Source organism: Neisseria sp. P0022.S010 (genome assembly GCF_051956635.1).
Window position 1 is genome coordinate 1 of sequence record NZ_JBQCXF010000087.1, and the last position, 9828, is coordinate 9828.

At 49.2% G+C, this 9828-nt stretch carries 8 protein-coding genes and 3 tRNA genes; 4 read left to right on the top strand and 7 right to left on the bottom strand.

Annotated elements, in window-relative coordinates; translation table 11 throughout:
* Positions 1-339 precede the first annotated feature (339 nt).
* A complete protein-coding gene (locus ACTHUT_RS09510) occupies positions 340-876 on the top strand; it encodes an RNA pyrophosphohydrolase (RefSeq protein ID WP_003747493.1) in 537 nt (178 codons plus the stop codon).
* Between the two features lie 68 nt (positions 877-944).
* A complete protein-coding gene (gene parE / locus ACTHUT_RS09515; RefSeq protein ID WP_049347957.1) occupies positions 945-2930 on the top strand; it encodes a DNA topoisomerase IV subunit B in 1986 nt (661 codons plus the stop codon).
* A 208-nt stretch (positions 2931-3138) separates the two neighbouring features.
* Here parE and ACTHUT_RS09520 read toward each other — a convergent pair.
* From ACTHUT_RS09520 to ACTHUT_RS09535, 4 genes are all read right to left on the bottom strand, one after another.
* Positions 3139-3215 (bottom strand) — tRNA-Asp (locus ACTHUT_RS09520).
* Positions 3216-3248: 33 nt separating this feature from the next.
* Positions 3249-3324: transfer RNA gene (locus tag ACTHUT_RS09525), tRNA-Val, on the bottom strand.
* A 125-nt stretch (positions 3325-3449) separates the two neighbouring features.
* Positions 3450-4043, bottom strand: coding sequence for a GTP cyclohydrolase II (ribA, locus tag ACTHUT_RS09530; protein WP_296115311.1), 594 nt, complete (start codon positions 4041-4043; stop codon positions 3450-3452).
* Positions 4036-4701: a hypothetical protein gene (locus tag ACTHUT_RS09535; RefSeq protein ID WP_314577082.1), complete on the bottom strand. Its 666-nt coding sequence runs from the start codon at positions 4699-4701 to the stop codon at positions 4036-4038. The genes ribA and ACTHUT_RS09535 overlap by 8 nt, the downstream gene beginning before the upstream one ends.
* Before the next feature lie 161 nt (positions 4702-4862).
* Between ACTHUT_RS09535 and ACTHUT_RS09540 the strand changes: the two genes are divergently transcribed.
* Together ACTHUT_RS09540 and ACTHUT_RS09545 are read left to right on the top strand one after the other, a co-directional pair.
* Positions 4863-4947 (top strand) — tRNA-Leu (locus tag ACTHUT_RS09540).
* Between the two features lie 158 nt (positions 4948-5105).
* Entirely contained in the window at positions 5106-6446 is a 1341-nt protein-coding gene (locus tag ACTHUT_RS09545) for a DUF2868 domain-containing protein (protein WP_440386694.1), read from the top strand.
* 73 nt (positions 6447-6519) lie between these two features.
* On the opposite strand, the gene ACTHUT_RS09550 is transcribed toward ACTHUT_RS09545, so the two are convergent.
* The 3 genes from ACTHUT_RS09550 to grpE all read right to left on the bottom strand — a co-directional run bounded on the left by ACTHUT_RS09550 (position 6520) and on the right by grpE (position 9796).
* Complete coding sequence (locus tag ACTHUT_RS09550; protein ID WP_440386693.1) at positions 6520-6738, bottom strand: hypothetical protein; 219 nt, start codon at positions 6736-6738, stop codon at positions 6520-6522.
* A gap of 266 nt (positions 6739-7004) precedes the next feature.
* Entirely contained in the window at positions 7005-8933 is a 1929-nt protein-coding gene (dnaK, locus tag ACTHUT_RS09555; protein ID WP_049348822.1) for a molecular chaperone DnaK, read from the bottom strand.
* Positions 8934-9235: 302 nt separating this feature from the next.
* Positions 9236-9796 carry a nucleotide exchange factor GrpE gene (gene grpE, locus ACTHUT_RS09560; RefSeq protein WP_003747507.1) on the bottom strand — a complete coding sequence of 187 codons (561 nt, stop codon included), beginning with the start codon at positions 9794-9796 and terminating at the stop codon, positions 9236-9238.
* Between the last annotated feature and the right edge of the window lie 32 nt (positions 9797-9828).

The following is a 9828-nucleotide window of genomic DNA, read 5'->3' on the forward strand; positions in this document are numbered from 1 at the left end:
GATTTTTTCATGGTTTCAGACCTTTTGTTCGGGGGGTAAAAATATTGCAGCGGTGGCAGATGCCACTTACAAAAGGGAAACTGTGGGGGCGGCCGGCATGTGTCCTTTGCCCTTGATTCAGCAAGGTCTGCATTAAACGGCAAAAAGCTTTTGAATGCAAGACCTTAAAGCAGAAAAAATTCTCCCTTTTCAGACGGCCTGAAGCTATGGTTTTATTCATAAACAACATTTTTTCAGAAACGGTTTCATGCCGTCTGGAAAAAACTGTATGCTTATTCAGACGGCCTCAAGATTTGTCAAAACCGCCCAATTTGTGGGAAAATTGCACGATTGAATTTAATGAAGGGCGACCCCGTGTTAGACAGAGAAGGCTATCGCCCCAATGTCGGTATTATCCTGATTAACGAACGTAACGAAGTCTTTTGGGGCAAACGCGTACGCGAACATTCTTGGCAGTTTCCGCAAGGCGGCATCAAGCCGGGCGAAAGTCCGGAGACCGCCATGTACCGCGAGTTGTACGAAGAAGTCGGCCTGCTGCCGCAACATGTCAAAATTATCGGCCGCACGCGCGACTGGCTGCGCTATGACGTGCCCAGCCACTGGGTGCGCCGCGAATGGCGCGGTTCGTATCGCGGACAAAAACAGATTTGGTATCTTTTGCGTTTGGTCGGCCGCGACAGCGACGTCAACCTCCGCGCCTGCCATCATCCTGAATTCGACGGCTGGCGTTGGCATCAATACTGGGCGCCGGTTGACGAAGTCATCGACTTCAAGCGCGGCGTGTATTTGGGCGCATTGACCGAACTTTCCCGTTTCTTGCGCGGCATAGAAAGCTATGAAGAATTTATCCGTCGCAATCCAATAGAAAACCTATAACCCCAACGCTTTCAGGCCGTCTGAAAGCGTTGTTTTTCATCCTTTCAGACGGCCTTTACATTATTCCTATGGCTAAAAACAATCAATACAGCGAATCCAGCATCACCGTCCTCAAAGGTTTGGAGCCGGTCAAAGAACGTCCCGGCATGTACACCCGTACCGACAGCCCGACCCATATCTGTCAGGAAGTGATTGATAACGCGGCGGACGAGGCGTTGGGCGGTTTCGCAACTGAAATTGACGTGCAAATTCATGAAGACGGTTCGCTTTCCGTGCGCGACAACGGCCGCGGTATTCCCGTCGGCCTGCACCCTGAAGAAGGCGTACCCGTAGTCGAACTCGTGTTCACCCGTCTGCACGCAGGCGGCAAGTTCAATAAAAAAGACGGCGGCAGCGCGTATGCCTTTTCGGGCGGCCTGCACGGCGTCGGCGTATCCGTGACCAACGCCCTCTCCACCCGCCTTGAGGTAACGGTCAAACGCGAAGGCAAAATCCACCGCATCGTCTTTTCCGGTGGCGACGTCATCGAGCCTTTGACTGAAGTGGGCAAATGCGCCGTCAAAGACAGCGGCACCGAAGTGCGCGTGTGGCCAGACGGCAAATATTTTGAAAGCCCGAATTACAGCATTCCCGAACTCGAACGCTTATTGCGCGCCAAAGCTGTATTGCTGCCAGGTGTGCGCGTTTCTCTGACCCGTCCGGTTAAAGGCGAAGACGAAGCATACACCCAAACTTGGCACTACCCGGACGGCCTGAAAAGCTATCTGACCGACCTGATTGCCGACGCGCAGGAAGCCGTGCCTATCTTCTCCTGTGAAAACTACATTTCAGACGGCCACAACGGCGATTTCAGCATCGGCGAAGGCGCTGCGTTTGCCCTGACTTGGCTGGAAGAAGGCTCGTGCGCCAACGAAAGCTACGTCAACCTCATCCCTACTCCGTTGGGCGGCACGCACGAAGCAGGCTTGAAACAAGCCGTGTTCAACGCCGTCAACAACTTCATCAATCTGCACAATCTCTTGCCGCGCGGCGTAAAAGTGCAAAGCGACGACGTGTTCAGCAAAACTGCCTTCGTCCTCTCTGCCCGCGTCCTCGACCCGCAGTTCCAAGGTCAGACCAAAGACAAACTGACCAACCGCGACGCGCTGAAACTCGTTGCCGCCGTATCGGGCGACCCTTTGGAATTGTGGCTGAACCAAAACGTGGACTTCGGCAAAAAAATCGCCGAACTCGCTATCCGTCAGGCACAAGCGCGGATGCGTTCGGTTAAAAAGATTGAAAAGAAAAAAGGCAGCGGCGTCGCCGTCCTGCCCGGCAAACTGACCGACTGCGAAAGTGAAGACATCCGCGAAAACGAACTCTTCCTCGTCGAAGGCGATTCCGCCGGCGGCTCCGCCAAACTCGCCCGCGACAAAGCCACCCAAGCCATCCTGCCCCTGCGCGGCAAAGTGCTCAACAGCTTCGAAGTCCACCCCGACCAACTCTTCGGCAACGCCGAAATCCATGATATTTCCGTCGCCATCGGCGTCGATCCGCACGGCATCAACGACAATCCCGATTTAAGCGGCCTGCGTTACGGCAAAATCGCTATCCTGTCCGATGCCGACGTGGACGGCTCGCATATTCAAGTTTTGCTGTTGACCCTGTTCTACCGCCACTTCCCGAAACTGATTGCCGACGGACACATCTACGTCGCCCAACCGCCGCTGTTCCGCGTCGATGTCAACGCACAAGGCAAGAGCAAACCCGCCCGCAAATTCTACGCCCTCGACCAAAACGAACTCGACAGCATTTTGGAGCGACTGCAAAAAGAAGGCGTTAAAGAAACTGCTTATTCCATCAGCCGTTTCAAAGGCTTGGGCGAGATGAACCCCGACCAGCTCAAAGACACCACCATGCACCCTGACACCCGCCGCCTGTTGCAGGTACAAATCCCCGAAGGCGCAGATGACGAAACACGCGACATCTTCGTCAAACTGATGGGCAAAGGCGAAGCCGCCGCCCGCCGCGCATGGATGGAAAAAGAAGGCGATACGGCAGAATTGGATATTTAATCCATTGTTTCAATAGACTAAAGGCCGTCTGAAACTTTAAAAGCTTCAGACGGCCTTTTTTAAAACATAAGAAAATTAAGATTAACAATATTTCAATTTCTATACACTGCTGTTATTTACCGGTTTCTATTTTCGCGGCTTAATTTTGCCTTTAACCTTTAATAAGACAAACAAAAAAGCACTGATATAATCAGTGCTTTTTAAATAATGGCGCGGCGGACGGGGCTCGAACCCGCGACCCCCGGCGTGACAGGCCGGTACTCTAACCAACTGAGCTACCACCGCGCATCCACTGTCAAAGACAATGAAAAGGAAACTTGGTGGGTGATGACGGAGTCGAACCGCCGACATTCTGCTTGTAAGGCAGACGCTCTACCAACTGAGCTAATCACCCGATAAGCCGACATTAAATCAAAAAATCAGATTACGCGCAAGGTTTTTATTTAAATAAAAACATATCCCATTGAAAGAATATAGAATATTTTATTTAACAATAAAAATAACCGTTATACCCATCTATCAATCAAAAATCAAATGCCCCAATTTATCCGCTTTGGTATGCAGATAACGCTCATTTTCCACATTTTCGCCGACATGTAATGCAATGCGTTCAACCACATTAATGCCGGAATCTTTCAACGTTTGAATTTTCTCAGGGTTATTAGTCAGCAACCTGACTTCACGAATATTCAGATAATCATAAATCTGCTTGGCCAAAGTAAAGTCGCGCGCATCAACAGGAAGGCCGAGCGCAACATTGGCCTCAACCGTATCCAAGCCTTGGTCTTGCAGTCGATAAGCACGGATTTTGTTTATCAAACCAATGCCCCTGCCTTCTTGGCGCAAATATACGATAACACCGCGCCCTTCTTTCTGAACGGCCTGCATCGCTGCTTGAAGCTGAGGGCCGCAATCACATTTCACCGAAAATAAAGCATCGCCGGTCAAGCACTCGGAATGAATACGCGACAACACAGGCAGGCCGTCTGAAACATCGCCCATTGTCAATGCAACATGTTCCTGTCCGCCCTCTTCTTCGAAGCCGTGCATGGTAAATTCGCCCCATTCCGTAGGCAAACGGCATGACGCGACAAACTTCAACGCGTTACTCATTTTCCGCTTCCTCGTTTTCAGCCACGCCTAAGAGGTTTTTCAAAGGTTCCGCCAAGGCCAATGCAAGGGCAATCCAGGCCACCAATACTTCGTCAGGCGCACCGTCTTTGACATCAAATTCAGCATGTACCACACCCAAAACCGCACCGCTGGGCATACAAACAGGAACAGAAATCTGACTCAAGCCGGGATGATTACGTTCGGCTGATAATTCACCGATTTCCTGCCAATACGCCACATTCTGGCAAACATTCATCCAGCCGCTTTGCGCCGTACGCACAGCCAAAAAAGCCTGCCCGGCCGGCTCATCGATTGGAATCACATTTTCCAACGGCACGCCCCAACGGCTCAGCCGAACCAGCGACAACGCACCATCTTTCGGAAACGCAGTATAAACCGCTGCACTTTTCAAATGCTCGGTGCGCTCGGCAACTGAATCCAAAGCCATAAAAATCTGTTTCAGCAATAATTCATGTTCGGCATCGACATAATCCGCCAATTGCCAACCGTCTTCAGACGGCCACAAAATCGAACGCTCAACCGAAGCATTGCCCATTTTAATCACAGCCTGGGCAGTCAAATAAGCAACATGTATCTCATCCGCAGGCAACTTCAAACCTTGCGTCTGCAAAAAATCTTTAATCAATAAAGCAGGCATCAGCCCTTCCTCACCAAATGGAAAGTTGAGGCCGTCTGAAAACAAACCCTGCTTTCAGACGGCCGGAATAAGTCATTATATAAGGGATAAACCGACAAATTCAAGCAAACAAGACTTTGCGCCCCCATTAATCTTGTGTATAATCCACGATTCAAATTAGTGCGGACGTGGCGAAATTGGTAGACGCACCAGATTTAGGTTCTGGCGCCGCGAGGTGTGAGAGTTCGAGTCTCTCCGTCCGCACCACACTCAAAATAAGCAGCTTTCGGGCTGCTTTTTTTACATCTATTCCACTATATACCCAAAATCAAAACTGCTTTTAATTTTTTGACCTTTGCAAAAAAGGGGTTTATTTGTGGGTATAACAGACGTTTCCATTTTATCTTTCAGACGGCCTATCATTTATGTTGAATCCATCGCAAAAACTTGTCGAGTTGGTCCGTATCCTTGAAGAGCGTGCCTATATTTTTCCGGGAGATCCTGTGCAGGCGACGGAAGCGTTGCGACATATTGACGGCGGCAATGAGGAAAAACTGATACGCCGCGCTCAAATTATCGACCGCGACAAGCATTTGAAATATGTGTTGCAACAGGTGGAGACAGGCTCGTTTTGGCTTTGGATTGTTGCGGCGACGTTGTTGTTTACGGTCGGTTTTTCCAGCACTTATCTGTTGATGGACAATCAGGGACTGAACTTTTTTCTGGTATTGGCCGGGATTTTGGGCATGAATACGGTCATGCTGCTGGTGTGGCTGGCGACTTTATTCCTGCGTTTGAAAAATGTGCACTTTATCAGCAGTCCGGCAACTTGGTTCCGAGGTAAAGACCCGGTCAATCAGGCAATTTTGCGGCTTTATATGGGCGAATGGCGCAAACCGCAAACGCGTTGGCTGATTGGCGCAACCTCACACAGTCTGTGGCTTTGTACGCTGTCGGGGATGTTGGTTTCTGTTTTGCTGCTGCTTTTGGTGCGTCAATATACGTTCAACTGGGAAAGTACGCTTTTAAGCAATACGGCATTGGTGAAAACGGTTGAGGCTTTGTCATGGCTGCCGGAACGTTTGGGCTTTCCTGTTCCCGACAGTCAGGCCGTAATTGCAGGCCGTCTGAACAATCATATCGAAGATGCGCGCGCTTGGGCGGGTTTACTCATCGGCAGCATTATCTGCTATGGCATTCTGCCTCGCTTGATTGCTTGGCTGGCTTGCAAGATTACTTTAAAAACCCTTCGCGAACGTTTGGATCTGAATCGGCCCTACTATCAAAACATTCTCCGCACATGGCAGACGAAGATTGTCGATGCCGATGATTTTCAGGAAAACATCGTTCCCGTTTCATCCAAAATTACGCTGAATAATGCGCCCAAATGGGCTGTTACACTGGAAACGGAATGGCCTGATCCGCTTTGGTTTTCCGGCGTTTTGGCGCAAGAGTGGATAGACAAAGGCGTAGTCGCCGGCAGAAAAGATTTGGAACAATTGGAAGCCGAATTGAAACAAACTCCGGCGCAACTTCTCATCGGCGTACGCACGCAAACTGTTCCCGATCGCGGCATTCTGCGTCAAATCAGCCGCTTGGCCGAAGCTACGGATAGCGGCGTTATCATTCAACTTTTGAATCAAGACAGTTTCTCTAAAGATTTGGATACCAAACTGGATTATTGGCGCGATGCGCTGGCAGAGAGAAACATTGCCTGGCTGGAGCCGACCCGTTTGGCACAAGAAAAACGGCAAAGCGCTATTTAACAGATAAACCGAAGGCCGTCTGAAAACTGATGTTTGGGTTTCAGACGGCCTTATTTATTGTTGAGGATTCATCTTAATGAGGTTCATGGCGATGCTCTTGATGATGTTTGGGCTTCGGTGCGTGGTGTTTGGCTTTAGGTGCAGGTTTTTTCATTTTTTGCGGTTTGGCTTTTGTGTGCATACGCTCTTGTTTCGGATGCATGTCGTGTTTGCCATGCGCAGAAGCGACTGGTGCCAAGACCAAACCGGCAGCGGCAACCATCAAAGAGGTCATTTGAATCAGTTTTTTCATATTTATCTTCTTTCAAGAGGTTGATTTGAGGTAAAAATAAGCATTTATTCGCACTCAAGCGATGGACAAATATTAATGGCTTTGACTGTCAGCTGCTGTCAGCATTCGGCGAAATCTGTTCAAAATTCGGCAATAGAAGTATGGCAACACAATGATGCAATAAGGTTTTGAAAGTTTACCGTCAATTTTGACAAAGCGTCTTTACACATTCCCCAAACAACAAAAAGCGCGAACCTTTCGATTCGCGCTTTTTCAGACGGCATCAATTATTTTTTGTCGTCTTTTACTTCTTCAAAGTCGGCATCTACAACGTCGTCGTCTTTCTTGGCAGAAGACTCGGCTTGTGCGCCCTCGCCTGCTTGTGCTTCGGCTTGCGCTTGAGCGTAAACCATTTCGCCCAGTTTTTGGCTGGCAGTACCCAAAGCTTCGGCTTTAGCATCGATAGCGGCTTTGTCGTCGCCTTTAACGGCTTCTTCAGCTTCTTTCAACGCTGCTTCGATTTTTTCTTTCTCGGCAGCATCGAGTTTGTCGCCGTAGTCGGCCAAAGATTTTTTCACGGAGTGAATCAGGGCTTCGGCTTGGTTGCGTGAAGCGACCAATTCAGTCAGTTTTTTATCTTCTTCAGCGTTGGCTTCGGCATCTTTCACCATGCGTTCGATTTCTTCTTCGCTCAAACCTGAAGAACCTTGGATGGTGATGTTGGCGGCTTTGCCGGTACCTTTGTCTTTGGCAGAAACGTGCAAGATACCGTTGGCGTCGATGTCGAAAGTAACTTCAATTTGTGGCATACCGCGTGGTGCAGGTGCGATGTCGGTCAAGTTGAACTGACCCAAAGACTTGTTGGCAGAAGCGCGTTCGCGTTCGCCTTGCAGCACATGGATGGTTACCGCGCTTTGGTTGTCTTCGGCAGTAGAGAACACTTGAGACGCTTTAGTCGGAATAGTAGTGTTCTTTTGAATCAGCTTGGTCATCACGCCGCCCATGGTTTCGATACCCAAGGACAGAGGGGTTACGTCCAGCAGCAATACGTCGCTGCGGCCGCCGCTCAATACTTCGCCTTGAATTGCTGCACCTACGGCAACGGCTTCGTCAGGGTTCACGTCTTTGCGAGGCTCTTTGCCGAAGAAGTCTCGAACGGCTTCTTGTACTTTCGGCATACGGGACTGACCGCCGACCAAAATCACGTCGTCGATGTCGCTGGTGCTCAAGCCGGCATCTTTCAATGCGATTTTGCAAGGCTCGATAGAACGTTGGATCAAATCTTCAACCAGGCTTTCGAATTTGGCACGGGTAATTTTCATGGCCAAGTGTTTCGGACCGGTTGCGTCCATAGTAATGTACGGCAGGTTGATTTCGGTTTGCTGACCGCTGGACAATTCGATTTTGGCTTTCTCGGCAGCTTCTTTCAGGCGTTGCAGAGCCATGACGTCTTGTTTCAAATCAATGCCTTGTTCTTTTTTGAACTCGTCAATGATGTAGTCGATCAAGCGTTGGTCGAAGTCTTCGCCGCCCAAGAAGGTGTCGCCGTTGGTTGCCAATACTTCGAATTGTTTGTCGCCGTCGATGTTGGCGATTTCGATGATGGAAATATCGAAAGTACCGCCACCCAAGTCATACACGGCGATTTTACGGTCTTTGCTGTCGCCTTTGTCCATACCGAATGCCAAAGCGGCTGCGGTCGGTTCGTTGATGATGCGTTTTACTTCCAAACCTGCGATGCGGCCTGCGTCTTTAGTTGCTTGACGTTGGCTGTCGTTGAAGTAGGCAGGAACGGTAATCACGGCTTCGGTTACTTTTTCGCCCAAGTAAGCTTCGGCAGCCTCTTTCATTTTACGCAAAACTTCTGCGGAAATTTGAGGAGGAGACAGCTCTTTACCTTGTGCTTTTACCCATGCGTCGCCATTGTTGGCTTTGATGATTTCAAAAGGCATGGATTCGATGTCGCGTTGTACTTCTTTGTCTTCAAATTTGTGGCCGATCAAACGTTTGGCCGCGTAAATAGTGTTTTTAGCGTTGGTTACCGCTTGGCGTTTTGCAGGTGCGCCGACGAGGATTTCGCCGCCGTCCAAATAAGCGATAACGGAAGGAGTGGTGCGTGCGCCTTCTGCGTTTTCGATTACTTTGGTTTGACCGTTTTCAGAAATGGCCAAACAAGAGTTGGTTGTACCTAAGTCAATACCGATTACTTTTGCCATATTATGTTGCTCCTAAATAAACTTTTCTTAATTAATAATCCTGTGGAACATTTCGTTCCGATGGCTTGTAAATAAGGTTGCTTCATTTTTTTTCAAGGCCTATTTTGAATTTTTTTTAAGATTAAATTCAAGTGCTTGATTTATTTATCCACAAGCCGTTTATTCTTTTTTCAGACGGCCCGGTTTTCATTTTCCGATTCCGGTTTATCGGAATGATTTTCCAATAGCGGAACATCGGGTTTTGAAACCGGATAAGGCCGTCTGAAGATTTTATGCTTGATAAACTTTATCAAGCGATGCCTTCAATCTTCTTTTTTCGCCACGACAACCATTGCAGGACGCAGCACGCGGTCGGCCAATGTATAGCCTTTTTTCATCACGCTGACGATGGTATTCGGCTCTTGCTCGCTGACGACTGCCTGCATGGCTTGATGTTGGTGCGGATCGAGTTTGTCGCCCGGCTGCGGGTTGATTTCTTTAATGTGTGTGGCATCAAATGCTTTTTGCAGCTCGTTCAAAGTCATTTGCACGCCCATTTTCAGTGCATCGAAATTGCCGCTTTGGTCCAGCAGCGCCATTTCGAGATAATCTTTAACCGGCAACATTTCTGCTGCAAATTTTTGTCCGGCGAATTTATGGGTGTCGGCGATTTCCTGCTGATGGCGGCGGCGCAGGTTTTGCTCGTTTGCCAGACCGCGCAATTCGCTGTCTTTGAGCTGGCCTTCCAACTCGGCGACACGCGCCTGAAGTTCTTCGTAAGTCGGTTCGGCTTGTTCGGTTTCAACGGTTTCGGCAGTTTCTACGGCTGCCGCTTCTTCTGCTTCGTGTTGATGTTGTTCGTTATGCTCCGTCATTTCTGACATCCTTTTAGCGTGTTGATATTCGATGTTTCATA

What these genes read in the sequence shown, in the direction of transcription:
- ACTHUT_RS09510 (WP_003747493.1), top strand. Translation starts at nt 340, where the DNA reads ATGAAGGGCGACCCCGTGTTAGACAGAGAAGGCTATCGCCCCAATGTC.
- parE (WP_049347957.1), top strand. Translation starts at nt 945, where the DNA reads ATGGCTAAAAACAATCAATACAGCGAATCCAGCATCACCGTCCTCAAA.
- ribA (WP_296115311.1), bottom strand. Translation starts at nt 4,043, where the DNA reads ATGAGTAACGCGTTGAAGTTTGTCGCGTCATGCCGTTTGCCTACGGAA.
- ACTHUT_RS09535 (WP_314577082.1), bottom strand. Translation starts at nt 4,701, where the DNA reads ATGCCTGCTTTATTGATTAAAGATTTTTTGCAGACGCAAGGTTTGAAG.
- ACTHUT_RS09545 (WP_440386694.1), top strand. Translation starts at nt 5,106, where the DNA reads ATGTTGAATCCATCGCAAAAACTTGTCGAGTTGGTCCGTATCCTTGAA.
- ACTHUT_RS09550 (WP_440386693.1), bottom strand. Translation starts at nt 6,738, where the DNA reads ATGAAAAAACTGATTCAAATGACCTCTTTGATGGTTGCCGCTGCCGGT.
- dnaK (WP_049348822.1), bottom strand. Translation starts at nt 8,933, where the DNA reads ATGGCAAAAGTAATCGGTATTGACTTAGGTACAACCAACTCTTGTTTG.
- grpE (WP_003747507.1), bottom strand. Translation starts at nt 9,796, where the DNA reads ATGTCAGAAATGACGGAGCATAACGAACAACATCAACACGAAGCAGAA.